Genomic DNA, 25,182 nt, shown 5'->3' on the forward strand with positions numbered 1-25,182 from the left:
ACCGGCAGACGATCAACAGACGTCTTTTGATATAAACCACAGATCAAGACACGTCTCATTGACACGTCGCGACAGACGATCGACCCCGGGGGGACGCACCACATGGACGACGGGCCCGGCCTCGGCGCCCCCGGAAGCGGCCCCACGCTCCAGGACATGCGCGAAGCACGGGGCCGCCAAGCCCCGACCGCCAGCCGTTACGCGATCCCCGCGCCGGTCCCCGCGCCGCGCGGTCCCCTGCCGCCCTCGGTCCGCTTCAAGGCGGTCGACGGGCTGCGCGGCCTCGCCATCGCCTCCGTGCTGCTGTACCACACCGACTGGTTCCAGAACGGCCTGTTCGGCGTGGACGTCTTCTTCGTGCTCTCCGGCTTCCTGGTCAGCCTGGTGCTGATCCGCGAGCTGGACCGCACGGACGGCATCCGGCTCGGCGTCTTCTACCGCCGCCGCGCCAAGCGGCTGCTGCCCGGACTGTTCGCCACCATCATCCTGGTGGTGGGGCTGTCCGCCCTGGTCAGCCCGCTACGGGACGTCAAGGACCTGCGCCCGCAGGCGCTCGCCACACTCGCCCAGATCGCCAACTGGGCCCAGTTGGAGCGCGGCGACGCGTACTGGCAGCACTTCGCCTCGATCGACCCGCTCGCCGCCATGTGGTCGCTCAGCATCACCGAGCAGTTCTACGCGCTCTGGCCGCTGCTGCTGCTCACGGTCTTCGGCCTGTGCCGGCGCTCGCTGCGCGCCACCGGCATCGTCACCGCCGTCCTGTTCGCCGCCTCCGCCGCCGTCGCCCCGCTGATGTGGAACGGCGACAACAGCGACCGCCTCTACCTTGGCACCGAGACCCGCGCCGTCGGCTTCGCGGCCGGCGCCACCGCCGCCTTCGGGGTCTACCTGTGGCTGCGCGGCCGGGTCCGCGCGCAGGCCGCCTCCGGCGCGGACGGCGCCCGGACCGGGCGCGGCCTCCCGGGCGGCGCCGCCCTGCCCACCCTGGTCGGCACCGCCGCCCTCGGCGGTCTGGTCTGGGCCAGCCTGTCCGTCGGCTCGTACCACGAACCCTGGCTCTACCAGGGCGGACTGGCCGTGGTCGCGGCACTCGCCGCCGTCCTGACCGCCTCGCTCTGCTTCGACCGCGGCCCCCTGGTACGGCTGCTGTCGCTGCCCCCGGTACGGCTCACCGGCACCATCTCGTACAGCCTCTACCTCCTCCACCTGCCGGTGTACTGGCTGCTGCAGCACTACGTCGACGACATCTCGCCGCAGAAGCTGCTGCTGATCGGCGGACCGGTCTCCTGGGTGCTGGCCTGGCTGCTGCACACCGCCACCGAGAAGCTGCGGGTGCTGCGCTGGCGGGCCTTCCCCGCGGTCCCGCTGCTGGCCGTCACGGCCGCGGTGGCCACCACCGGCGCCTGGTACCTGCCGGCCTGGGTCACCCACGACATGAAGTCCGGGCCGAGTGACGAGCCCGTCGTCCTCGTCCTCGGCGACTCCTTCGCCCAGGACCTCGCCACCGGCCTGTACCGGCACGGCGACCGCTACCGGGTGGTCGACGGCGGCATCAGCGGATGCGGCGTGTTCGACCCGGACAAGGTGCGCACCACCTCCGGGACGGAGTTCGAGACCAGCCCGGACTGCCGCGACCGGACCGCCGAGTGGGACCGGAGCCTCGCCTCCGCCGCACCGAAGGCCGTCGTGATCCACCTCGGCTGGGACGCCGCCGAGCAGTACCTGGACGGCACCTGGCTCAACCCCTGCGACGACGACTACCGCAGCCGGTACCGCACCCAGCTCACCCAGGCCGTGGAGCAGGTCCGCCGGCGCGCCCCCGGCGCCCAGGTGCTGCTGATGAACGAACGCGTCGAGAACGGCGCCATCAACAAGACCTGGGGCGGCTGCTACAACCAGCAGGTCGGCGACTTCGTGAAGTCCGCCGGCGGCACCGTCCGGCTGGTCGACCTCGACACCTTCTACTGCCCGTACGACACCTGCGTCTGGAAGGACAAGGACGGCCACTGGGTCACCCCCGCCAACGACGGCGTGCACCTCACCCCGGCGGGCATGCGGTTCGTGACGCCGTGGCTGGAGAAGGAGATCGCGGGCGCGCTGTCCGGTGCCAAGCCCGACCAGCCGGCCGGCCCGGCGCCCACGCCGAGCCCCACCGCGGTCCCGACGCCCACCCCCGCGCCCACGGCCACGGCCGCCCCGACGCCCACGGCGACCACCAGGCCGACGGGCCGTCCGTCCACCGCCAAGCCGAACCGGACGCCGACCGGCAAGGCGACCTCCGGCGCCGGAGAGCACCCGGCCGGGCCCCAGCAGTAGCCGGGGCCCGGTCCGGGGGCCGCTACTGCTGCGGCACCTCGTAGGTCTGCGCGAAGCAGTCGCGGATCGCCTTCTCCGACTTCGGGCGCCCGGCGTAGTCCATCCGCGGGGTGTCCGGCGTGGTCGGCAGGGTCGGGTCGATGCCGAAGTACAGCGACCAGAAGTACAACCCGCGCAGCTTGCGCTCCTGCGCCACCTGACAGACCGCGGTGAACCAGGTGGCCTGGACGGTCTCGTTCAGCTCGGTCTTCTTGTAGTACTCGCCGGGGGTCTTGTAGGCGCCGTTCTGCGCCGGGATGCCCACCTCGGTGAGCTTGGTGGTCGGCTGGGGGCCCTTGGCGCGCTTGTCGAGCCAGGCGTTCCAGCTGGCCTCCAGGTCGGCGATCGGCGCGTCGTCGTCGGAGTTCTTGGCCGGGGGGTAGGCGTCCGCGCCCGTCCCGTCGGCCGGCACCGCTATCGCGCCCTTGGCCCAGTTGTCGAAGTTCGCGTCGTACACCAGCTCGCCGTGGAAGGTCTTCCGGGCATCGTCGATCAGGCCCTGCCAGCGCGGGTCGCCCTCCAGCGAGTTGAACTCGGTGCCGATGGTGAACTCGGCCGCCGAGTGGTCCTGGGCGGTCTTCAGGTACGGCGCCAGGAAGGCGGCGTAGCTGGCGAACCAGGCGTCCCGGTCGGTCGGCGTGATGTTGCCGCGCCACTTGAGGGTGTGGACGTAGTCGAACACCTCCTCGTCCATGATCGGACGCACGGTGGTGCGCAGCCCGGCCCGGTGGGCGGCGTCCAGCAGCAGCGCGAGGCGCTCGGGGCTGGGCGAGGTCGGCCGGGCGGCGACGGCGTTCGACTTGGTGCCCGTGGTGTAGTAGGGGAACGTCACCGACAGGGAGTTGGCGTTGAGCCCGACCACGTACTTGACGATGCGGTCGACCTTCCCTTGGACGTAGCTGTCCGGGTCCGCCGGGTCGTCCAGCCAGTACACCTGCACACCCCACTCCGGGCTGCCCTTGGTCCACGGACGGGCCACCCTGGGGCCGGTGTCCGCGGGGGTCTGCGGCACGTCCTTGCCGAAGCCCCAGACCCGGCCCTGCTCGGTCGGGGCACCGGCCCAGTGCACCTCGGTGGGGCGGCGGTGGTCGAAGCGGATCGGGTGGTCACCCCAGACCATCGGGACGACGACGGTGATGCCGAGCACCAGGGTGGGCAGGACGAAGATCGCGGGGCGTTTCACAGGCGTGGTTTCCGATCAGGCCGGCTTGGCGATGACGACGAACTTGTTCTCCTCGCGCTTGAGGAACTTGATCAGTCCCCGCAGGCCGCCCCAGCCCTCCAGGAAGGAGAAGAGCGGTATGCAGGCCACCACGACGATCGGCTCCCACCACTTGCGCCGGTGGTTGGCCGAGGCGACCACGTTCAGCCGCAGCCCCTCCCAGTAGGTCCAGATCACGTAGGCGAAGTTGATCGCCCACAGCAGCACCACGGACTGGGTGACGGGCGAGGTGTTCCAGGTGCCGGTGAACCAGGCGACCATCAGCACCAGGCCGACGTGCTGGAGCGGGCCGAGCACCCAACTGACCATGCCCATCCCGATGAAGAGCCGGTACCGCAGCGGGATCGTCTTGTTGAAGCAGAGCGCGACCAGGCCCCAGGCCCAGCGCTCGCGCTGCTTGAGGAAGTCCTTGACGCCGGCCGGCGAGGCCCCGTAGCAGCGCCCGTTGAACCAGTCGCTGCGCCCCGGGTAGCGCTGGCAGAAGTTCAGCGCCATCTGGGCGTCCTCGACGATGGTCTTCGGCCCGAAGTCCCAGCCGATGGTGGCCTCCACCGAGGAGCGCACGATCAGCAGTTCGCCGTGCACGCCGGCGATCGGGGTGCCGGTGCCGGTCATCGCGCGGAAGCGGGCGATGTCGTCGGCCGGGCGGATCGCGTCGGCGAGCCAGGTGAAGGTGGAGACGGCGTTCTCCCGCGGGTACGTCAGGATGCCCTGCGCCATGTGCTTGGCGTCGTCCCCGGCCCGGCGCTGCCGGTTGACGAACTGGGCGACGGCGGCGGCGGTGTCCGGCCCGACGCCGGTGTCGTCGTCCATGTGCAGCACCCAGACGTCGTCCTCGGCCTCGCCCTCCTCGATCCGCAGCTCGTGCGAGTAGTGGTTGGCGCGGGCCTTGAACTTGGTGCCGTTGGCCGTCTCGTACGCCTTCGGCACGGTCACCACCCGGATCAGCGGGTGGCGCTCGGCCAGTTCGTCGATCTTCTCGGCGGCGGCGCAGCCCTCCTCGGTGAGGATGTCCACCCGCATCCACGGGAAGTACGGGGGCAGGTGCTCGACGTACGAGAGCACCGAGCGCTCCAGCGCCGGGTAGGTGTCGTGGCGGCCGATCGTCGGCACCAGCACGATCAGGAAGTCGTCCTCGACCGGAGCCGGCGGGGTCATCCTGCTCACGTGGCGCAGCCGCCGGCGCACCATCAGCACGCCCTGGAAGCCGATCAGCACACCGAACACCGGCATGCCCCACAGGATGGTGATCGCCCAGCCCAGCGGGGTCGGGTTGGGCACGTACGCCCAGAGCGAGAAGGCGAAGATGATCAGGAAGGCGACGTAGAACGGCAGCACCCGGGGCTTCCACGACATCTGTCGCTCGGCGAGCCGGGCGGCCTCGCGGGACGTGGTGAGCACCGTCCGCACCGGGGCTGTCGATGTCATGGCGAAAGTCGTTCCTCGTCTGGTAGCGGTCCGGCCCCGGGGTGGGGCGCGGGTCTCGGTGAGCGGTCAGGCCTGCGGCGGGCGGTCCGCCGGCGGGGCGGCGGCCGGTGGCGGCGCCACCGGTCCGGGGGCGACCGGCCCCGGGGCCACCGGGCCGGCGGCCGGCTGTCCGGGAGCGGGCGGCGCGGCGGGCCACGGCTGCGGGGCGGGGGCCGGGGCCGGGGCCGGGGCCGGCTGGTACGACGTCGCGGTCTGAGTCGGCTGCTGGGCGTACGGCAGCGGCTGCGGCGGCTGGGCCTGCACGGGCTGCGGCTGAACCTGCTGGGGCTGGGCCGGGGGCCAGGCGGCGGGCTGGGGCGCGGCCGGCTGCTGCGGCCACGCGGGCTGCGCCGGCGGCTGCTGCGGCCAGCCGGGCTGGGGCTGGGGCTGGGCGTACGGCACGGGTGTCGGCGCGGCCGGGACGGTCTGCAGGATCGACCAGTGCGGCTCCCCGCCCTGCGCGCCCTCCGACTGCTCCCGCCACTTGGAGCGGGCCAGCAGCACGATCAGCGCCGCGGTGACGACCACGCCGAGCGCGAAGGTCGCGAGCTTCAGCCCGCCCTCGGTGGTCCCGGTGAACCACTCCCGCTGCGGCTCGTCCAGCAGCGCGCCGGTCAGGCTGCGCACCCGGTTGTAGCCCTCGACCAGGGCCACACCCGCCGCCACCCCGAGCGCCCAGTTGCGCCCGCGCAGCAGCAGGATGCCCGCGATCAGGTACAGCAGGCCGTAGTTGAGGCTTCCGGTCTCGGCATCGACCGAAGTCCCGCCGTAGTAGAAGATGCCCTTGAGGTACGTGGCGAAGCCGACCTGGCCGAAGCAGTTGTAGGCCGCCCAGCCGAGCAGCACCACGCCCCAGCCGATCGCCAGGCCCCCGGCCCCACGCATCGGACGCGTCCGTTCCATCCCCTACCCCCGCCCCTTCGGCCCTCTCCCGACCGTCCACCCAGCCCTCGGTTTCGCCGCCACAGGATGCCACACGGCGCAACGGACCCGGAATCCAGCCCGTTCAACGGGTTCCGGGCCGGGCCCCGTGGATCTCACCGGAGCCCGGCGGGCCCCGTCGTACCCGGGCAGGCCTCAGCGGACGTGCAGCCCGGCCCAGTCGATGCTCCCGCCGGAGGGGCCGGACCCACCGGTGATCGCCAAGGGGCTGTGGTAGGTGGCGTTGACGTCCGCGGCGGAGTTGCGCGGCTGGTCCGGGGCCAGGTTGTCGGCGGTGAGCGACTGCCCCCAGACCGTCCAGATCGTCCAGGGCGTGCGACGAAGGGTGTCCGGCTGGCGGGAGTTGACGGGTACGGCGAAGGACTCGGCCAGCATCCGCGGCTTGTCGTAGGCGGCGAGCCCGTCGTAGTAGCGCTTGGTCCACACCTCGCCGGTGCCGATCGGATGCGCCGGGCTGCCGCTGTAGTCGTCCACTCCGACCACGTCGACGTACTGGGCACCCGGGTAGTAGTCCCACGGGTCCACGCCCGGGGCTCCGTCCCAGGACACCGGGCTCCAGACGAACAGCAGGTTGTGCAGGCCCCTGGTCTCCACCAGGTACTTGTAGGTGATCTTCCACAGCGCCTGGTAGTCGCCCGGCTTCTGGCCCGCCCACCAGAACCGGCTGGAACAGTCCTGGACGTTCATCTCGTGGTACGGGCGCAGCAGCACCGGCACGTCGTGGGCGGCCAGGTAGTCCAGGTGGTCGGCCAGGTAGGACAGGTCGGTGATCAGCGCGCGGTACTCGGGGGTGCCGTCCGCGGCGTCCACGACCCGGCCGAACCAGCCCGGGTCCTTGGCCGCCGGGGAGTTCGAACAGAGCACCCGGTCGAAGGACTTGACGTCCGATCCGGGGTAGGGCTCGTGGAAGGACATGCCGACGATCCCGGCCGGGGCGCCGCCGTTGTCGGGCAGCTCCGTGCTGCTGCCGTCGCAGTTCCGCTGGACGCCGGAGCTGTCGTAGGTGCCGTCGTCGGCCCTCGGGTGGCCGGACCAGACGGCGGTCATCAGGTCGACCGCGTCGTCGGTGTACTGCCAGCCGGTCCGGCAGGTGGGCCAGCGGCCGGCCGAGTAGGAGCGCGGGTTGCCGACGCCCCAGGCGTTCTGGCCGTAGCCGGGGCCGAGGTCGGTCTCCAGGAAGCCGGGCAGCCGGCCGGTGATGTCGGCGGCCTTCTTGTAGTAGTAGCCGACCTGCTTGGTGCCCCGGTAGTCGCCGTACTCGGGGTTGTTGCGCTCGTTGTGCGCCTCGACGTGCTGGCCGATCACCGTGCCGCCGCTCTGCCCGGTGCGGGCCTGGGTCTCCAGGTCGGTGAGGAACTGTTCGACGGCGCGGGCGTTCGGCGAGGCCTTCGGGTCCCGGGCGAGAAGGTCCCGGCCCACGTCCGGCGGCAGGGTGCGCCCGGGGGCGCCGACCGACACCGGCACCCGCGCGGACCCGCCGACGCCGGTCCGGTCGTCGCGGTCCAGCAGCGCGAAGGTGCCCGCGACGACCACGATCCCCGCTGCGGCCAGGACGGCCGACTTCCCGCGCAGGGCACTGGGCAGGGCCACGACCGCTCCTCCGGTTGCTCGCCGGTACCGACCCCCACGGACGCAACCGGAACACGCGTACGAATGACTCCGACGAGAGCCTGCCACACTCCCCCGGTCCCGGCGAACGGATCCGCCGGCACCGGGGCGTCACGGCGGGTCAGCCGGCCGGGGTGCCCTGCGAGCCGGGCGTGGCGGAGCCCGCCGCCTTGGCCCGCTGGAGCAGCTGGCCCTTCACGTGCTCGGCGAACCCGGAGGCCGCCGCCGTCGCGGTGGCGTCAGGGGCGTTGCCGCCCTTCGCCGAGCCCTCGACGGTGAAGTAGGCGTACCGGCCGAGGCTGTTGTGCGTGCTGGTGCAGCCGGGGTTGGCACAGAAGGCCGGAGCGCCCGGCGCGGGCAGGCCCTTGAGCTGGCCCGTGTAGCTCTTCATCGCGGTCTCGGCCTGGATCTTGTGGTCGAAGACCGCGACGCCGACGGTCACCGCGCTGTCGCCGGAGACGTACGTCGCCCGGAGCACCTTCTGGCAGCCCTGGTCGCCGAGCGCCTTGCCGAGCCCGCCGGTGGTGGAGTTGCCGTCCCAGCAGGGCTGGTCGAGCGAGACCACGGTCCGGTTCCAGGTCGCGCCGTTCACCGTCACCTGCATCGCGGAGAACAGCGCCCCCGCGTCCTGCGGCGCCGGGTCGGTGGCGGCCTCCCAGATCGGCTTCGACGGGTCGTCCGGCTGACCGCCCGGGCCCGAGCTCGCGCTCGACGGGCCGGGGGCCGGCTTGCTGGAGGTGGACGAGGTGACGACCGGGCCGGTCTTCTTGGGATCGTCCTTGCCGAGCAGCAGCACACCGCCCGCGACACCGCCGCCCACCAGGACGACGGCGGCCACGATGCCGATGACCTTCATCCGGCGCTTGCGCTTGCCGGCGGCCTCGTTGCGGTCCGCCAGCGCCTGCCAGTCCGGCTCGACGCGCTGCGGCGGCACGGCCTGCTGGGGCGGCTGCTGCTGCCACTGCGGCTGAGGGGCCATCGGCTGACCCGGCTGCGGCTGCGCGACGGGCTGGGGCGCCGGCGGGACGGGCTGGGGCTGGGGCACCGGCGGGACGGGCTGCGGAAGCGGCTGCGCGGACGGCGCCACCGGCCCGTACGAGGCCGGCGGCGGTCCGAAGCCACCGCTCGGCGGCGGCACCGGACCTGGCACCGCCGGCTGCTGATTCTGTGCGCCCCCCGGCCCGGCGGGAGGCGTTCCCTGCGGCCCGTGCCCAGGTACGCCGGTTCCGTCGCTCATGCGCCCAGATCGTAGGGCATCCACCTGACCGTCGATCCGCCCGGTGACCATTCCGTATCGAAACCAGGACGACCGGCGCGCGGATCCGGCCCGTCCGACGCGCCGGCCCGGCTCTCCCGGGGCCCGGTTCCGGCCCGCCCCAGGCGCGGATCCCGACTCCGGACGGACACGAACCACCCCTGCCCCGGCACCGCCGGTCATCGCGCCGACACACCGCGCCGCACTACATGTGGTGTCGCATCACCGAGACACCACTACATGTATGCTCATCCTGCTGTCGATGCAGGGGAACCCGGTGGGAGTCCGGGACTGCCCCGCAGCGGTGTGCGGGCGGCTCCAGCAGCTGTGCCCGCGAGTCCGAGTACCTGCCGACAGCGTGCGCCACGGCCCTCCCGCAGAGGCCGCGCCGGCACTCAGCACCACCCCTCCGGGCCTCGCGGGCGGGCCGGGGAGACACCTCGCGCGGCGCTTCCTCGCGTCCGCGCCGTGCTCCCCTGCCCAGATCGGCCCGGGTGACCCCGATCACGCCGCCGATCGCCGCCAGGAGAGAGCGCCTTGACCACCGCTGCCTCAGCCACCCTGCCCGCCCAGGGCTCCGGTACCGCCTTCACCGACCCGACGGTCTCCGACCCCGGGGGCGCGCTGCTGCGGCTGCTCACCGACCGCAGCGCCGACCTCACCGAGGTCGACCCCGGCCATGTCGCCGCCGCCGCGCTGCGCGGCCGCCACGCCGGCTCGGACTTCGCCGAGCTGCGCGGGCTGGCCGTGGACGCCGCCGCGTCGATGATCGCCGAGGACCCCCAGTACTCGAAGCTCGCGGCCCGCCTGCTCGCCCTGGAGATCGTCGACGAGGCGAACAGCCAGGGCTCGGTCTCCTTCTCCGCCTCGATCGCCGTCGGCCACGCCGAGGGCCTGATCGGCGACACCACCGCGGCCTTCGTCGCCAAGCACGCCGCCGCCCTCGACGCCCTGGTCGACGCCCAGGGCGACGACCGCTTCGAGTACTTCGGCCTGCGCACCGTGCAGTCCCGCTACCTGCTGCGCCACCCGATCACCCGCAAGGTCATCGAGACCCCGCAGCACTTCCTGCTCCGCGTCGCCTGCGGCCTGGCGGTCGGCGACTCCGAGCAGTCGGTGCGCGAGGTGGCCGAGCTGTACGGCCTGATGAGCCGCCTGGAGTACCTGACCTCCTCGCCGACGCTCTTCAACTCCGGCACCCGGCACCCGCAGATGTCCAGCTGCTACCTGCTCGACTCGCCGCTGGACAACCTGGACTCGATCTACAACCGCTACGCGCAGATCGCCCGCCTCTCCAAGCACGCCGGCGGCATCGGCCTGTCGTACTCGCGCATCCGCTCGCGCGGCAGCCTGATCCGCGGCACCAACGGCAAGTCCAACGGCATCGTCCCGTTCCTGCGCACCCTCGACTCCTCGGTCGCCGCCGTCAACCAGGGCGGCCGCCGCAAGGGCGCGGCCTGCGTCTACCTGGAGACCTGGCACGCGGACATCGAGGAGTTCCTGGAGCTGCGCGACAACACCGGTGAGGAGGCTCGCCGGACCCACAACCTCAACCTGGCCCACTGGATCCCGGACGAGTTCATGCGCCGGGTCAACGCCAACGCCGACTGGTCGCTGTTCTCCCCGGCCGACGTGCCCGAGCTGGTCGACCTCTGGGGCGAGGAGTTCGACGAGGCCTACCGCAAGGCCGAGCAGGCCGGCAAGGCCGTCCGCACCATCCCGGCGCAGACCCTCTACGCCCGCATGATGCGCACCCTCGCGCAGACCGGCAACGGCTGGATGACCTTCAAGGACGCCTCCAACCGCGCCGCCAACCAGACCGCGCTGCCGGGCCGCACGGTGCACTCCTCCAACCTGTGCACCGAGATCCTGGAGGTCACGGACGACTCCGAGACCGCCGTCTGCAACCTCGGCTCGGTCAACCTCGGCGCCCACGTGGCCGCCGGCGCCTCGGCCGACGACCTGCTGGGCGCGATGGACTGGGAGCGCCTCGACGCCACCGTCCGCACGGCCGTGACCTTCCTCGACCGCGTGGTGGACATCAACTTCTACCCGACCACCGAGGCCGGCACCTCCAACTCCCGCTGGCGCCCGGTCGGCCTCGGCGTGATGGGCCTGCAGGACGTCTTCTTCAAGCTGCGGATCGACTTCGACTCGGCCGAGGCCAAGCAGCTGTCGACGCTCATCTCCGAGCGCATCATGCTCACCGCCTACGAGCGCTCCGCCGACCTGGCCGAGCAGCTGGGCCGCCACGAGGCCTACGGCGAGACCCGCGCCGCCCGCGGCGAGCTGCACATCGACCACTTCCCGTCGGCCGCCCCGCAGTGGGCGGACCGCTGGACGGCCCTGCGCGCCCGCATCGCCGAGACCGGCCTGCGCAACTCGCTGCTGCTCGCGATCGCGCCGACCGCGACCATCGCCTCCATCGCCGGTGTGTACGAGTGCATCGAGCCGCAGGTGTCCAACCTGTTCAAGCGCGAGACGCTCTCCGGCGAGTTCCTCCAGGTCAACCCCTACCTGGTGCGCGAGCTCAAGGAGCTCGGCGTCTGGGACCAGCAGACCCGCGACGCGCTGCGCGACGCCAACGGCTCGGTGCAGGAGCTGAACTGGCTCCCGGCCGAGGTCCGCTCGCTGTACCGCACCGCCTGGGAGCTGCCGCAGCGCGCGCTGATCGACCTGGCCGCGGCCCGCATGCCGTACCTGGACCAGAGCCAGTCGCTGAACCTGTTCATGGCGGCGCCGACCATCGGCAAGCTCAGCTCGATGTACGCCTACGCGTGGAAGGTCGGTCTCAAGACCACCTACTACCTGCGCTCGCGCCCGGCGACCCGCATCGCCCAGGCCGCCTCCGGTGCCGCCCGCACCGCCGCGCCCGTGCCCGCCAACACGATTCCCGTGGGCACCCCCGCCCTCACGCCGGAGCAGGAAGCCGCCATCGCCTGCTCCCTGGAGAACCCCGAGTCCTGCGAGGCATGCCAGTAATGACCGCCGACGACCGCAAGATGCTGCTCGACCCCGGCTTCGAGCTGACCCTGCGCCCGATGCGCTACCCGTCGTTCTACGACCGGTACCGCGACGCGATCAAGAACACCTGGACCGTCGAGGAGGTGGACCTGCACTCCGACGTCGCCGACCTCGCCAAGCTGAGCGAGGGCGAGCGGCACATGATCGGCCGCCTGGTCGCCTTCTTCGCGACGGGCGACTCGATCGTCGCCAACAACGTCGTGCTGAGCCTCTACAAGCACATCAACTCCCCGGAGGCGCGCCTGTACCTGTCGCGCCAGCTGTTCGAGGAGGCCGTGCACGTCCAGTTCTACCTGACGCTGCTGGACACCTACCTCCCGGACCCGGAGGACCGCGCGGCGGCCTTCGCCGCGGTGGAGAACATCCCCTCCATCGCGCAGAAGGCCAAGTTCTGCTTCAAGTACATGAACGCGGTCGACCACATCGAGTCGCTGCAGACCAAGGAGGACCGGCGGGCCTTCCTGCTGAACCTGATCTGCTTCGCGGCCTGCGTCGAGGGCCTGTTCTTCTACGGCGCGTTCGCGTACGTGTACTGGTTCCGGAGCCGCGGTCTGCTGCACGGCCTGGCGACCGGCACCAACTGGGTGTTCCGCGACGAGTCCATGCACATGGACTTCGCGTTCTCCGTGGTGGACACCGTCCGCGAGGAGGAGCCCGACCTCTTCGACGACGAGATGGCCAAGCAGGTCACGGAGATGCTGGAGGAGGCCGTCGAGGCCGAGCTCCAGTTCGCCCAGGACCTGTGCGGTGACGGCCTGCCCGGCATGAACACCGCGTCGATGCGGGAGTACCTCCAGGCCGTGGCCGACCAGCGCCTGGCGCGCCTGGGCCTGCCGATCCGGTACGGGTCGACCAACCCGTTCGGGTTCATGGAGCTCCAGAACGTCCAGGAGCTGACCAACTTCTTCGAGCGCCGGGTGTCGGCGTACCAGGTCGCGGTCGAGGGCTCGGTGTCCTTCGACGACGACTTCTAAGTCGAATATCGTTCAGCAAAACAGCGGAGCTGCCGTTTACGGCAGCTCCGCTGTCGGTTCTCGGTGCTCGGGGGAAGAGCAGGCATGTCCAAGCTCCAACAGCGTGTGGTCGACGGCCCCTTCGGGCCGATACAGGTCAGTCACGACCGCTGGCCGTCCGTCGTGGCGCGGGTGCAGGGGGCGGGGATGCCCACCGTCACCGTGGTGCCCGACCGCGACCACGGCGCGATGAACATCAACGGCCACAGCGTGCCGACCACCCGGAAGTCCCGCACCCGCACTGCCGTTGTCGGCGACCGCAGCTACGAACTGCGGTCGACCAGCCTGCGCAGGGCGGAGCTGCGGCGCAACGGGACGCTCATCGCCCACGCGCGCGGCACGTTCCGCTCGTACGCCCCCGACCGCACCATCCCCGGCCTGGATGCCGAGGTGTCGTGGTCGCACGGCATCGACCCCACCGATGTCGCGGTCGGACAGGCCATGGTCCTCGCCTTCGGCGCCGGCGGCCCGGGTGCGGTCCTACGGACCATCTTCTTCTGGTACGACAACCTCAGCTGAGGCGAGTGACAGAGTGGTGCCCCGCACGCCACAGCCCGTGCGGGGCACCACTGTCAGGTCAATCGGTCGGAAACTCGCCAGACTTGACCCCCGCGACGAACGAAGACCAGGCCTCAGCCGCGAACAGCAGTACAGGGCCCTCGGGATCCTTGGAGTCCCGAACCGCCGTCGCCATCAACCTGGCCTGTGTCTCAACGCAGTTCCCGCCCTGCCCGCTGTATGTGCTCTTGTGCCACTCGCCGGTCATGACTCACCCATCCCTTGCCCGGAGTTCAGAACTCCTGCCGTACCTGAGCGATCTTGTCGAGACTGTCGGCCGGACTCAAGGCGATTGAGCGGAGCGAGTCGAAGATCAATGTGTACTCATCGATCTCGGCTGGCGTCTCCATGTAGAGCGTCCCTGTCCGATGCTCCACGCAGACCACATCCGAATAGTCCGGCGACGGGAAGCTGAACATCACGAACGATCCCATCAGACCGGCATGGGCACCGGCTCGATCCGGCAAGACTTGAAGCTCCACATAGGGATGCTCGGCCATCTCAACCAGCTTGTCGAGCTGTCCAGCCATCGTCTTCGCTCCACCCACCTGAACACGGAGCGCCGACTCGCCTTCGATCACACAGAGACGCGGAGGGCTGGGCTTGTTGAGCACCTGCTGCCGCTCCATTCGAGCAGTCACCAACACATCTACCTGCTCGGCTGTCAGCCCAGAGGGCTTGGCCTGCATCACCGCGCGAGCATAGTCAGGCGTCTGCAACAAGCCCGAGATCAGCATGTTCTCGAACGACCTGATGTAGTCAGCCGTCTCCTCGTAGTCGATGAAATCCGAGTACGACGGCCGGGCCAGACTCGCCCGCTGCACCCATCCAGGCTCACGACCGCGACGGGCAAGCGCGATCAGCTCCTCGACCCGCCCCTGATCTTCCACTCCATAGAACGTGAGCAGATCCCGCAGTTCGCCGAGCGAGATGCCCAATCTGGCGTTCTCTATCCGACTGATCTTCGAACGATGGCAGCCGATTCGCTCCGCCGCCTCTTCAGGAGACTTGCCTGCCTCATCCCGCAGGCTGACCAGAGCGGCCGCCAACCGCCTGCGACGCACTGTGGGTCGCACTTGGCTCATCTGATGCTCCATCACGCCGATGTGACCCCAGAGCATACTCCTCAAAAAACGATCTTGGAAAATTTCCATCGAGCAAGTTGCACTGAGGCTATGTTCCAGACAATGCTACTCAACGTAGCCCATCAGGCGACACACCGTGATCATTGCGGGCTTTCGCCGAGCATCCCCATGCCTTTTTCAGCCGCTCTCACCTGCACACTCCAGAGGTGGCCCTGCCATGCGCGAACTGACCTGCTGGCTCCCCCGGCACCCCAAGTCCCCCCGCACCGCCCGCCAGGAGCTCCGCTCCTTCCTCCTCCCCCACCCCTCCGCCGAACCCCTCCTCCCGACCGGCGAGTTGCTCCTCTCCGAGCTGGTCACCAACGCCGTCACCCACGCCCGCACCCCGCGCGGGCGCCTGATCTTCGTCCGGCTGCAGCTCCTCCCCCACGGCACCCTCCGGATCGAGGTGCACGACGCCGACGGTGAGAAGCCCGCGCTCCGCCCCTCCTCCCTCACCTCCGAGAGCGGCCGAGGCCTGCTCCTCGTCCGGGAGTTGGCCTCCGAGTGGGGCTGCTGCCCGCGCCGGGGCGGCATCGGCAAGTTCATCTGGTGTCACGTCACCGCCTCCCCCGAGGCGGCCGCCGCGTGAGCGCCGTCCGGGCCGGGATCTCCGGGATCATGCTGCCGACCGTCTTCCCGAGCCTCGACCACGCCCTGCCCGTCCTCTGGGACCAGGTCCGCCGGCGCCCGGTCCGCGCCGCCCACCGGGACTTCATCCGCCTGTGCATCGGCCCGGGCGGCGGCGACGGCGTCGCCGAGTGCCTCTCCCGCAGCGGCCGCTGGAGCGTCACCCTCTACATCGGCGACATGACCGAATGGACCGCCCACCCGATCACCATCACCACCCACTCCCCCTGAACTCTCCCACCCCCGCCCCGCGTTCACGCCGGGCGGGGACGCCGCCCAGGGCTCGGTCCTGACGAACCATCGGAGGAGCCTCAGGGGCGGATCGGAGTTGATCCCGATACCGAACCACCCGCTGCCGAACGGCACCGTGCTCTGGGGCAGGACCGGTCACGACGACGGCTACGCCAACGGCATGTTCGCCACCCGCGACCTGTCCATCCATGCCGTGCGCTCGGCCTCCAGCCTCGGCCTCGACTTCGGCGCCCCGACACCCCTCGCCAACCGCCTGCTGATGGCGGTCCCGGCCCCCTCCGCCCCGCACAACTGAGGCAGTCCCCGAACTCCCCCGCCGACGCCCGGTGTTCCCGCCAGAGGGGGCGGGAACCGGTCCGCGCACTCCACCCGTCCGGCTGAACTCCCCGGCCACACCGGCATCACACGCATGCGCACGACCGACCCCCGGCTACCGTCCGGCGCACAGCCGAACGAAAGGGGTCCCCCGTGACGAGCGGAATCCTGGACTACGAGAGCGACGCGATCCTCCAGCTCATGAGCATGGCCGAGGAGGACTGGACCGAGCAGGAACTCAAGGACGCCCTCCAGCGGGCGATCATGCTGGAGGTGTCGACCATCGCGCCGTACGCCACCGCCCTCTGGTCGATCACCGACCCGGACGCCAGCCAGCCGGTCCGCCACACCATCCACGAGATCATCCTCGACGAGATGTACCACTTCGGACTGGTCTGCAACATGCTCACCAGCATCGGGGGCACGGTCGTCCTCACCGACCCGCTCACCGTCCCGAAGTACCCGGGCGCGCTTCCCGGCGGCGTGAATCCCGGGCTGACGGTCTACCTCGGCGGGCTGACCCGCGACTCGGCACAGCTCTTCTCCGACATCGAGAAGCCCGAGAACCCGCTCGCCTTCGCGGCCGACGGCAACACCATCGGCGCCTTCTACCAGCGCATCGCCAACGTCTTCCCCAAGTTCGCCGACCTCCTCACCGGCCAGCGGCAGGTGACCTCCTCGCCTGGGCCGAACCGCAGGATCACCGCGATGAACACCATCGACGACGTACTGAACGCGATCCACGTCATCCAGAGCCAGGGCGAGGGGACCACGGCCTCCCCGGAGGACCCCTTCCCCAGCGCCCCGGGCGAACTCGCCCACTACTACGCCTTCAAGGAGATCGCCGTCGGCAAGAAGCTGGTCTTCGACGACAGGACCCGGAAGTGGGAGTTCACCGGCGCCGACGTCCCGCTGCCGGACACCTCCCCGGTCGCCCGGGTGCCCAAGGGCGGCTGGCCCCGCGCGGGCGACCCCAACTCGCCCGACCAGCCCACCGCCAAGCTCCTGGACGCCTTCAACCAGCAGTACAGCGACATGCTGCGCGCCCTCGAAAAGGCCTGGAGCGACGACCCCTCCGCGATCGGCGGCGCGATCGGCCTGATGTTCCAGATGCGCGACACGGCCCAGCAGATCACCGTCGTGAAGCTGCCCGCCGACCCCCGCTCCACCTACGGCCCGGAGTGGCTCCTCGTGTGACCGGACGACTCGGAGGCCAGTGCGGACCGCGCCGCACCGGCCTCCGACTGACGATCAGGCCCTACTCGTTCGGCACGGTCGCGTACTTCGCCGTGCCCTCGGCCATCTGCTTCAGGGCGTCCTTGCGGTCCCGCTTCGACAGCTTGTCGATGTAGAGGGTGCCGTACAGGTGGTCGGTCTCGTGCTGCAGGCAGCGGGCGAAGAAGCCGGTGCCCTCCACGCGGATCGGCTCGCCGTCCTTGTCGACGCCGGTCACGGCCGCGTAGTCCGGGCGCGGCAGCTCGGCGTAGGCGGTCGGGACGGACAGGCAGCCCTCGTTGCCGTCGTCGAGCACCCGGCGGCGGTCGGCCGGGTACTCCTCCAGCTTCGGATTGATCACGTGGCCGATGTGGCGCACGCCCTCGTCGTCCGGGCAGTCGTAGACGAAGACCTTGAGGTCGACGCCGATCTGGTTGGCGGCCAGGCCCACGCCCTCGGCGGCGTACATCGACTGGAACATGTCGTCGATCAGCGCGGACAGTTCGCCGTCGAACACGGTGACGTCCTTGACCTCGCGGTGCAGGACGGGGTTGCCGACCACGGTGATCGGGCGGGCGGTGCCCTTGCTGAGGTCGGGCTCCTCACCGATCACCTTCGCGGGGGCCTCGGGCGCCGTCCCCTCCACGTCGTGCTCGTGCTCGTGGTCGTGCTGCTCCGCCATGTCTTCCGCTTCCATAGGTCCTACGCGTACCTCACCAGGGTACTCAGCACACTTCTTCGAGATCCCGGTAAGCCCGGGTTCCGGGGGCGGCAGCGACCCAGCGGTCCAGCAGCACCCGGACCAGGTGCGCCGGGGCCGCGATCCCGCACTCCCGCTCGACCAGCCAGGACATCCCGGCCGCACCGCCCTGGCTGAGGTGGCTGAGGTGCCCGGGGTGGGCGGCGTCGCCGTCGTCGTGCGGGTCGTGGTGGGCGACGACGCCGTCGTCCGAGGCCATCCGGCTCTCCGAGCAGGCGCGGCACAGCAGCCGCACCGAGGAGGTCCAGTCCTCGGCCGCGTACCCGGCCTCGGCGACCAGCCGCTCCAGGGCGTCCCGGTCACCGGCCGTGGCGGCCTGCAGCAGCACCACGTAGGTCGGCACCGGGGAGGGCGCCCACAGCTCGATCTCGTCGAAGACGGGGTAGGCGACGCCGTCGGTGACCCGCTCGCCGTGCGGGGCGCCGTCGTGCAGCACCACCTCGCCCCAGCGGCGGCCGGAGGAGGGCAGCGGGATGGACAGCACCTCGATCCGGGCCGGGTCGAGCCGGCGGCCCCACACCACCTCGGACTCGCCGTCCGGGGACAGCCGCACGGGGGTGGTGCCGAGGTCCAGGCTGACCGGGCCGTCCCCGCCGGGGCCGCCGGGCAGCTTGAGCCCGTAGGCCTGCCAGGCGCGGCGGGCCAGCGGCCAGTCCTGGAGCGCGGTGGCGGTGATGCCGAGGTTCCACCAGTCGGGGGCGCCGTGCTCGCGGTCCAGCAGGGCGACGGCGCGCAGGCCGGCCGAGCGGGCCTGCTCCCAGTCGCGGCGGAACTTGTGCAGCAGGGCGAGGTTGAACCAGGAGTCCGACAGCCAGGGCTCCAGGTCGGCGGCCATCACCAGCAGGGCGCCGGCGTCCTCGTAGCGGCCGTCGCCGATCAGCGTGAAGGCCCGGTCGGTCGTCTGCCGCCAGGTGGCGGACGGCCGGTGCCGTGCCCGGTGGAAGATCCTCACGTTCGTCCCTGCCGTCGTCGTCCGCTCAAGTCCCGTACCGCCGGGCCCGTCCCGTCCTCGACGGAGCCCGGGTCCCGGTGTTCCGGGTCGGTGTTCCACGCTACGACCGCATCCAACCACGCCCGCCCCCGCCCGCGCTCCCCACCGCCGAGGTTGGGGCCCGCCCCTCCCCAGCCTGCCCGCCGCGGCGCGCCTCCTCAACCCCGGACGGCCGCCGCTCGACCGCACTGCGGGCCGGGCCCGCGCATGAGGGCCCCGGAGGCCCCGCCCGGCCCCGACGTGCCCGGGGCCGTACCCGCCGCAGCCCAGGAACGGCCCGCCGTGCCCCGCCGCAGCCCAGGGACGGCCCCGCCTCAGCCCCGGCCCTGCCCGCCGACCCGGACGAGCGCGTCCACCACCCGGGCGTCGTAGACCCTCCCCCGCCCCAGCCGCAGCACCTCCAGCGCCTCCAGGCGCCCCACCGCCTCGCCGAGCCCCCGGCCGCGGGCGGCGGTCAGCAGGTCGTCGTGGGCGTTGGCGACCCGGATGATCCGGGCCGCGAGCGGCACCGGCCGCTCGCCGCCGGCCGGCCCCTGGCAGGGGTCGGCCAGTCGGGCGACCTGCTCGGCGACCTGCCGGGGCACCCCGGTACGGCTGATGACCTCGCTGCCGAGCCGGGCGATGCGCTGCTGCTCGGCGCAGGACAGCAGCGCGGTGGCGCCGTCCGGCACCGGTTCGACCAGGGACAGCTGACCGACGTCGTGCATCAGCGCCGCGTACTCCAGCAGGGCGAGCTCGCGGGTGCCCAGACCCAGCTCGCGGCCGAGCGCGCACGCCGTGTCCGCGACCCGGCGCGCGTGCCCGTGCGGGGTGTAGCCGGCGACCTCGGTGGCCCGGGCCAGGCTGGCGATGGTCTGCCCGGTGGTGGCCCGCACCGCCGCGGCCCGCCGGAAGGAGATCTGGGCGAGCAGCAGCGGGGTGCAGAACAGCGGCAGCGCCCACAGCCCGACCTCGCCGGCCGCGAGGCTGACCAGCATCCCGGTGGCGACGATCGCCGAGCCGATGCCGAACAGCGAGCGCAGCTCGTCGTCCAGCGCGGCCGGGAACCGCAGCCCCTTGGCGGAGGCGCGCAGCAGCGCGGCCAGGGTCGCGTCGCAGAGCGCGGCCAGCGCGGCGACGGCGGTCAGGAACACCCCGTAGGCCGGGCCCTCGGGCGAGAAGCGGTCGACCAGGCCGCCGTTGTAGAGCGGTTGGAAGACGGCCGCGGCGAAGCCGACCGCGAGCAGCCGGCGGGCGGCGCTGTCACGCCGGGCCGGGTCGGCCCAGGGCGGGCGCCGGTACGGACGCCCGGGGAGGTGCGGGGCGAGGCCGGGCAGCCAGCCCAGCAGCAGGCCGATCCCGGTGACCGCGACCACCTGGAGGGTGCCGTGGGCGGTCGGCACCCCGCGCAGCGGCCCGAGCAGGGCGTACGCCAGCGCGCCGGCGGCGCCGATGGGCGCCTGCTCACGGTCACCCGGAAGGGTGATCCGGACGCACTCGCCGAGCGCGATCAGCCCGGCGAACGCCAGCGCGATACGCGGTTCGGCGACCCCGCGCGCCGCGACCGCGCCGAGCGCGAGCGCCAGCAGCGCGGCGGCGGCCACGTGCATCGCGCGGGCGGTGCTCCCCCGCGCTGCACGGATGCGGGCGGCCCGGCCGGGTGCCGCGGCCACGCGCCCGGAGCCGGTCACGACTTCCCGGCCGCGGCGGCGGCCCCGCCCTGGGCTGGCACCCGGCGGGGCGCCGCCCGCACCGGCTCGGGCACCCCGAGCGGGATGTCCGGCACGGCCCGTACGCAGTCCTCCGGGTGCACCACGGGCTGCCAGTCGTGCACGGCCAGGGCGTCGATCAGCGCCCGCACCATCACCGGGTCGAACTGGCTGCCGGAGCAGCGCTCCAGCTCGGCGACCGCCTCGGTGACGGGGCGGCCGCGCCGGTAGGAGCGGGTGGAGGTCATCGAGTCGAAGGCGTCGGCGACGGAGATGATCCGGGCGAACTCGGGGATCTGCTCGCCGGCCAGCCCGCTCGGGTAGCCTCGCCCGTCCATCCGCTCGTGGTGGTGCAGGATCCCGGAGTGCGCCTCGCCGAGGAAGTCGATCCCGCGCACCAGCTCGTACCCGTACACCGGGTGGACCTCCACCGCGCGGCGTTCGTCCTCGCTGAGGGGACCGTTTCTGCGCAGCAGCTCGGTGGCCACCCCGAGCTTGCCGACGTCGTGCAGGATCCCGGCGAAGCGCAGGGTGCGCAGCCGCTCGGGCTCCATGCCCAGCTGAGTGGCGATCAGCACCGAGGCCCGGCCGACCCGTTCGCTGTGCCCGCGGGTGTACGCGTCCTTGATCTCCACCGCCTGCACCAGCGACTGCACGGTGGCCTGGTGGGCGTCCCGCTCGCGCTGGCCCTGGGCGAACACCCAGGCCGAGATGGACAGCGGCAGCAGCGCCAGCAGCGCGGCGAACGCCCCGTACGGGCCCTGCCAGAGCACCGCGACCATCAGACCGCCGGCCGCGTGCACCAGCACCGGCAGCCCGCACACCGCGCAGGCTCCGCGCAGCACCTCACCGGTCCGCCGCCCCTCGCTGAGCACCACCATGACGCCCACCACCAGCCCGTTGACCAGGCAGAACGCGGCGACGGCGGCGAAGCCGGGCAGCAGCGCGGCCGGGAAGCGGGAGCCGAGCAGCAGTTGCGGGCCGTGCAGCAGGTGGAAGGCGACGGAGGCGGCGAAGGCGCACAGCGCGAGCTGGGAGCCGTTGAACAGCTGGCGTTCGCGGCAGCCGGGGCCGGTCGGGCCGCCGAGCAGCGCGGCCGGGGCGGCGACCAGGGCGGCGGCGGCCGGCGGGAGCATCAGCACCCCGGCGAACAGCACCGGGAAGAAGGCGTTCACACCGGGGCGGGCCGACGCCCGTTCGGCGGGCACGGGGCGGCGCAGCAACCGGCGCAGCAGGAGCGAGCAGGGGGTCGGCAGGCCCTGGGCGAGCGACTCCCAGCAGCCGTGCAGGAAGCCCAGCAGTCCGGCCTTGGGCCAGTCCGCCGGGTGGCCGAGCCAGTGCGGCATCCCGGGCGTGACGGACTGCGGCAGCAACGGCAGCAGGCAGCAAAGGGCCGCCACCGGAACGGCCGTCAGATAGCGTGCCGCTCCCCGCGGCAGGGTCGCGCCTCCACTGTCGTTAGCGATCTCGACCTCCCCGCGTCCGGGCCCCGTGTGCCTCAGCGCGCCGGTGGGTGACCGGCGGTGAGCGTCCGTCAGGAGGATAGGCCGCCGTCCGGGCACGGGGACGCATGATCGCGCAATGGCGCAGTTGGCGCACCGCCAACTCACCCGAACGAGTGAGGGCGCATGCGAGCAGAACAGGAGCGGCCCCGGGAGCACGCGCTCCCGGGGCCGCCGAACTCCTGGTCCGAACCGTTTCGCCCGCCCTCACCGGCGGGCCGCACGGCCACCCGCGGACTACTCCGCGGGGGCTCCGGCCTCGACCGGCGCACCGGGGCGCGTGGCCGACTCATCGGACGCGCCGTCCTGCGCCCCGTCCTGCGCCCGCTCCTGTGCCCCGCCCTGCGCGAGCCTGGGCGCCGGGCGGGCCGCCTCGGCGCGCACCTCGACCGAGGAGTCCACGGCGACGACCACCGGCTCGCCCGGGCGCTGCCCGGCCCGGATCGAGTCGATCCTGGCCAGGACCTTGCCGCGCAGGTCCGCCGGGGCGTCGTCACAGCCGCAGGAACGCTTGATCAGCGCCTTGATCGCCTGCTCCAGCCCGTACTGCTTCAGGCAGGGCGAGCACTCCTCGAAGTGCACGCGCAGCTTGGCGCAATCGCCCTCGGCCATCTCGTTGTCGAGGAATTCATAGAGGTGGTCGAGGACCTCGCCACACTCGGTTTCGTGCGGATCGCCGCAGCTCATGAGCCCGAGCCCTTCGCTTCCTGCCCTGCCCCGCTGCCGGCCGGAACCAGCCCGCGCTCACGGGCGTAATCCTCCAGCATGCCGCGCAGCTGCCGGCGGCCGCGGTGCAGCCGGGACATCACCGTACCGATGGGAGTACCCATGATGTCCGCGATCTCCTTGTACGCAAAGCCTTCTACGTCCGCGAGATAGACGGCGATCCGGAATTCCTCCGGAATGGCCTGGAGCGCGTCCTTCACATCACTGTCGGGGAGGTGGTCGAGCGCCTGGGTCTCGGCCGAGCGCAGACCGGTCGACATGTGCGACTCGGCCCTGGCCAGCTGCCAGTCCTCGATCTCCTCCGCCGCGGTGCGCTGGGGCTCGCGCTGCTTCTTGCGGTACGAGTTGATGAACGTGTTGGTGAGGATGCGGTACAGCCAGGCCTTGAGGTTCGTACCCTCACGGAACTGGTGGAAGGACGCGTACGCCTTCGCGAACGCCTCCTGGAGCAGGTCCTCCGCGTCCGCGGGATTGCGCGTCATGCGCAGCGCCGCGGAGTACATCGGGTCGAGGTACCCCAGGGCGTCGCGTTCGAAGCGCTCCCGCCGGGCCTCCTCGGACTCCTCCGCCGACACCCGGAAGGTGTCCTCACCGATCGCCTCGGCCAGCTCCTCACCGGTGAGCGCCTCGCCCGCAGGCAGGGCCTCGTCCGGGCCACGGCCCGGATCGGCCTCGTGCTCGGTCCCGACGACCGGACCCACCTCCTCGGCATGACGGGCACGGCCCACGGCGGGCCGCCCAGAAATGGAGGATATCGGGCTGACGGGCTTCTCGCCCGCGTCAAGCCACTCCGACCAGGAGGGGGCGAACGCCGCGGTGGCCTCGCGCTCCTCAGGCCGTTCGGGGCACGCGATCGAACCCATCTGCCCTGCCTCTCACCGGTGACTCCTGCTGACGGAGACGACAACCACCCCGGCCCCGCCCGCATTCCCGCCCCGGCCCTCCATTCACTCGCACGAGTGAGCGAGCGGAAACGCCCTGCTCACAGCAGCGGGACCACGGCGGCGGGATCACAGCAGCGGGACCCCGGCGGCTCGGTCACACCAGCCCGAGCACCCAGTCCCCCACCGCCGAGCAGATCAGCCCCAGCACCTCCTCCTGCCCCACCGCCGCCCGCTTGGGCACCTCGAAACCGTGGTTGCCGTACGGCAGCCCCACCAGCTCGTGCCCCTCCGGCAGCTCCGGGAACTCCTCCGGCCCGCCGAACGGATCCGCCGCGCCCTGCACCACCAGCGTCGGCAGCCCCGACTCCAGCAGCTCCTCCGCCCGGCTCTTCTCCGGCTTGCCCGGCGGGTGCAGCGGGAACGCCAATGCCACCACCCCGACCGCACCGGTCGCCGCGCCCGTCCGGCAGGCCACCCGCGCCCCCGCGCTGCGCCCGCCGACCACCAGCGGCAGCCCCTGCCCGGCCAGCCGCTCCGCGACCGGCCGCCAGCCGAGGTCCAGCGTCCTCGGCGCCGGGCCCAGCTTCCTGCCCGCCACCCGCCAGGGCTGCTCGACCAGCGCCACGGTGATCCCGCGCTCCGGCAGCCGCTCGGCCAGCGCCACCAGGTCCCGCGCGCCGATCCCGCCGCCCGCGCCGTGCCCCAGTGCCAGCACCGCCCTCGCGGCGTCCGCCCGGTGGTGGGTGATCCGGGCGTCCCCGGCCTCCGTGGCGACGAGTTCGGAGGTGGTCATCTCAACGGCTCCCAACGACGTTCAGAACAGTGTGGTCTCGTACTCGACCTCGACCCACGGCTCCTTGAGCTCCGGGCCGTTGTTGCGGATGTTGCCCACCGCCGGCGACACCGGCGTGGCCAGCAGCGCCCCCGGCGGCGGGGGTATCAGCAGCCGGCGCAGCTCGTCCGGGTCGTCCAGCCCCGGATCCAGCCACTCGCCCCAGGAGTCGCGGTCGAGGAACAGCGGCATCCGCTCGTGGATCGGCGCCAGCACCTCCTCGGCGTCCGTGGTGACGATCGTGAAGGTCACCAGCCAGGCCTGCGGGTGCCCCGGCGGCACCGCCCGGTTGCGCCAGAACTCGTACAGCCCGGCCAGCGCCAGCGGACCGCCGTCCGCCCGGGAGACGAAGAACGGCTTCTTGCGCGCCTTCCCCCGCTCGCCCGGCAGCGTCTGCCACTCGTAGTAGCCGTCCACCGGCAGGATGCACCGGCGCGAGGAGAAGGCCTGCCGGTACGCGGGCTTCTCGTGCACCGTGTCCGACCGCGCGTTGATCATCTTCACCGCCGTCTCGGCGGAGTTCGACCACTGCGGCACCAGCCCCCAGCGCAGCGCCCGCAGCTGCCGCACCGGCCGCGCCGCCCCCTTCGCCGGCCGCTCCAGCACCACGAAGGCGCTGTTGGTCGGCGCCACGTTCCAGTTCGGGTCCAGGGACTCCTCAGGATCCCAGAACTCCACGTCGAACAGTTCGACGAGGTCCTCGGGCTTGCTGCTGGCTGCGAAGCGACCGCACATGCGGGCCAGCTTGCCACGCCGCCCGCCCTCACCACTTCCTCATCCACGGAGCAGAACCGCCCGCTCCCGCCCGCCCGTCCCCGC

Annotated in this window: 23 protein-coding genes and 1 riboswitch; of the genes, 8 read left to right on the forward strand and 15 right to left on the reverse strand. The window is 72.0% G+C overall.

What is annotated here, in order from left to right; all coding sequences use genetic code 11:
• Window positions 1-156: 156 nt before the first annotated feature.
• Window positions 157-2,316, forward strand: coding sequence for an acyltransferase family protein (locus ACFV1W_RS01770; protein ID WP_380411969.1), 2,160 nt, complete (start codon window positions 157-159; stop codon window positions 2,314-2,316).
• 22 nt (window positions 2,317-2,338) lie between these two features.
• Here ACFV1W_RS01770 and ACFV1W_RS01775 read toward each other — a convergent pair whose 3' ends face one another.
• The 5 genes from ACFV1W_RS01775 to ACFV1W_RS01795 all read right to left on the reverse strand — a co-directional run bounded on the left by ACFV1W_RS01775 (window position 2,339) and on the right by ACFV1W_RS01795 (window position 8,573).
• Entirely contained in the window at window positions 2,339-3,538 is a 1,200-nt protein-coding gene (locus ACFV1W_RS01775) for a glycoside hydrolase family 113 (protein WP_380411972.1), read from the reverse strand.
• A 15-nt stretch (window positions 3,539-3,553) separates the two neighbouring features.
• Window positions 3,554-5,005 (reverse strand): glycosyltransferase family 2 protein, encoded by a 1,452-nt coding sequence (locus ACFV1W_RS01780; protein WP_380411974.1) that lies wholly within the window; start codon window positions 5,003-5,005, stop codon window positions 3,554-3,556.
• Between the two features lie 66 nt (window positions 5,006-5,071).
• The gene (locus ACFV1W_RS01785) at window positions 5,072-5,929 is read right to left on the reverse strand and encodes a hypothetical protein (protein ID WP_380411977.1); all 858 of its coding nucleotides are present in this window, start codon (window positions 5,927-5,929) and stop codon (window positions 5,072-5,074) included.
• A gap of 192 nt (window positions 5,930-6,121) precedes the next feature.
• Entirely contained in the window at window positions 6,122-7,576 is a 1,455-nt protein-coding gene (locus ACFV1W_RS01790) for a glycoside hydrolase family 26 protein (RefSeq protein WP_380411979.1), read from the reverse strand.
• A gap of 139 nt (window positions 7,577-7,715) precedes the next feature.
• Window positions 7,716-8,573 (reverse strand): hypothetical protein, encoded by an 858-nt coding sequence (locus ACFV1W_RS01795; RefSeq protein ID WP_380411982.1) that lies wholly within the window; start codon window positions 8,571-8,573, stop codon window positions 7,716-7,718.
• A 503-nt stretch (window positions 8,574-9,076) separates the two neighbouring features.
• Window positions 9,077-9,219: riboswitch (cobalamin riboswitch) on the forward strand.
• Between the two features lie 191 nt (window positions 9,220-9,410).
• Between ACFV1W_RS01795 and ACFV1W_RS01800 the strand changes: the two genes are divergently transcribed.
• The 3 genes from ACFV1W_RS01800 to ACFV1W_RS01810 all read left to right on the forward strand — a co-directional run bounded on the left by ACFV1W_RS01800 (window position 9,411) and on the right by ACFV1W_RS01810 (window position 13,405).
• On the forward strand, window positions 9,411-11,831 hold the full coding sequence (locus tag ACFV1W_RS01800) for a ribonucleoside-diphosphate reductase subunit alpha (protein WP_380412439.1): 2,421 nt from the start codon (window positions 9,411-9,413) through the stop codon (window positions 11,829-11,831).
• Window positions 11,822-12,847 carry a ribonucleotide-diphosphate reductase subunit beta gene (locus ACFV1W_RS01805; RefSeq protein ID WP_380411984.1) on the forward strand — a complete coding sequence of 342 codons (1,026 nt, stop codon included), beginning with the start codon at window positions 11,822-11,824 and terminating at the stop codon, window positions 12,845-12,847. The genes ACFV1W_RS01800 and ACFV1W_RS01805 overlap by 10 nt, the downstream gene beginning before the upstream one ends.
• 84 nt (window positions 12,848-12,931) lie before the next feature.
• Complete coding sequence (locus ACFV1W_RS01810; protein ID WP_380411987.1) at window positions 12,932-13,405, forward strand: hypothetical protein; 474 nt, start codon at window positions 12,932-12,934, stop codon at window positions 13,403-13,405.
• A 58-nt stretch (window positions 13,406-13,463) separates the two neighbouring features.
• On the opposite strand, the gene ACFV1W_RS01815 is transcribed toward ACFV1W_RS01810, so the two are convergent.
• Together ACFV1W_RS01815 and ACFV1W_RS01820 are read right to left on the reverse strand one after the other, a co-directional pair.
• On the reverse strand, window positions 13,464-13,652 hold the full coding sequence (locus ACFV1W_RS01815) for a DUF397 domain-containing protein (RefSeq protein ID WP_380411990.1): 189 nt from the start codon (window positions 13,650-13,652) through the stop codon (window positions 13,464-13,466).
• A 25-nt stretch (window positions 13,653-13,677) separates the two neighbouring features.
• Window positions 13,678-14,541: a helix-turn-helix domain-containing protein gene (locus tag ACFV1W_RS01820; protein WP_380411992.1), complete on the reverse strand. Its 864-nt coding sequence runs from the start codon at window positions 14,539-14,541 to the stop codon at window positions 13,678-13,680.
• Window positions 14,542-14,746: 205 nt separating this feature from the next.
• Here ACFV1W_RS01820 and ACFV1W_RS01825 point away from each other — a divergent pair, with 205 nt between their 5' ends.
• From ACFV1W_RS01825 to ACFV1W_RS01840, 4 genes are all read left to right on the forward strand, one after another.
• Window positions 14,747-15,160, forward strand: coding sequence for an ATP-binding protein (locus ACFV1W_RS01825; protein ID WP_380411994.1), 414 nt, complete (start codon window positions 14,747-14,749; stop codon window positions 15,158-15,160).
• Window positions 15,157-15,429 carry a hypothetical protein gene (locus ACFV1W_RS01830; protein WP_380411996.1) on the forward strand — a complete coding sequence of 91 codons (273 nt, stop codon included), beginning with the start codon at window positions 15,157-15,159 and terminating at the stop codon, window positions 15,427-15,429. The genes ACFV1W_RS01825 and ACFV1W_RS01830 overlap by 4 nt, the downstream gene beginning before the upstream one ends.
• Before the next feature lie 97 nt (window positions 15,430-15,526).
• The gene (locus tag ACFV1W_RS01835) at window positions 15,527-15,745 is read left to right on the forward strand and encodes a hypothetical protein (protein ID WP_380411999.1); all 219 of its coding nucleotides are present in this window, start codon (window positions 15,527-15,529) and stop codon (window positions 15,743-15,745) included.
• A gap of 173 nt (window positions 15,746-15,918) precedes the next feature.
• Window positions 15,919-16,962: a ferritin-like protein gene (locus ACFV1W_RS01840; RefSeq protein ID WP_380412002.1), complete on the forward strand. Its 1,044-nt coding sequence runs from the start codon at window positions 15,919-15,921 to the stop codon at window positions 16,960-16,962.
• 61 nt (window positions 16,963-17,023) lie between these two features.
• Here ACFV1W_RS01840 and def read toward each other — a convergent pair whose 3' ends face one another.
• From def to ACFV1W_RS01880, 8 genes are all read right to left on the reverse strand, one after another.
• Window positions 17,024-17,677 (reverse strand): peptide deformylase, encoded by a 654-nt coding sequence (def, locus tag ACFV1W_RS01845; RefSeq protein ID WP_380412005.1) that lies wholly within the window; start codon window positions 17,675-17,677, stop codon window positions 17,024-17,026.
• Between the two features lie 28 nt (window positions 17,678-17,705).
• Window positions 17,706-18,692 (reverse strand): tetratricopeptide repeat protein, encoded by a 987-nt coding sequence (locus ACFV1W_RS01850; protein WP_380412007.1) that lies wholly within the window; start codon window positions 18,690-18,692, stop codon window positions 17,706-17,708.
• Window positions 18,693-19,045: 353 nt separating this feature from the next.
• Window positions 19,046-20,320: an HD-GYP domain-containing protein gene (locus ACFV1W_RS01855; RefSeq protein ID WP_380412010.1), complete on the reverse strand. Its 1,275-nt coding sequence runs from the start codon at window positions 20,318-20,320 to the stop codon at window positions 19,046-19,048.
• Between the two features lie 77 nt (window positions 20,321-20,397).
• Window positions 20,398-21,819 carry an HD-GYP domain-containing protein gene (locus ACFV1W_RS01860; RefSeq protein ID WP_380412012.1) on the reverse strand — a complete coding sequence of 474 codons (1,422 nt, stop codon included), beginning with the start codon at window positions 21,817-21,819 and terminating at the stop codon, window positions 20,398-20,400.
• Window positions 21,820-22,158: 339 nt separating this feature from the next.
• Complete coding sequence (gene rsrA / locus ACFV1W_RS01865; RefSeq protein WP_380412015.1) at window positions 22,159-22,608, reverse strand: mycothiol system anti-sigma-R factor; 450 nt, start codon at window positions 22,606-22,608, stop codon at window positions 22,159-22,161.
• Complete coding sequence (locus ACFV1W_RS01870) at window positions 22,605-23,255, reverse strand: sigma-70 family RNA polymerase sigma factor (protein WP_167352976.1); 651 nt, start codon at window positions 23,253-23,255, stop codon at window positions 22,605-22,607. The genes rsrA and ACFV1W_RS01870 overlap by 4 nt, the downstream gene beginning before the upstream one ends.
• A 430-nt stretch (window positions 23,256-23,685) precedes the next feature.
• Window positions 23,686-24,324 (reverse strand): alpha/beta family hydrolase, encoded by a 639-nt coding sequence (locus ACFV1W_RS01875; RefSeq protein WP_380412017.1) that lies wholly within the window; start codon window positions 24,322-24,324, stop codon window positions 23,686-23,688.
• A 21-nt stretch (window positions 24,325-24,345) separates the two neighbouring features.
• Window positions 24,346-25,098 (reverse strand): SOS response-associated peptidase, encoded by a 753-nt coding sequence (locus ACFV1W_RS01880; protein ID WP_380412019.1) that lies wholly within the window; start codon window positions 25,096-25,098, stop codon window positions 24,346-24,348.
• Window positions 25,099-25,182: the final 84 nt, after the last annotated feature.

It is taken from the genome of Kitasatospora sp. NPDC059648, assembly GCF_042734825.1.
GTDB lineage: Bacteria > Actinomycetota > Actinomycetes > Streptomycetales > Streptomycetaceae > Kitasatospora.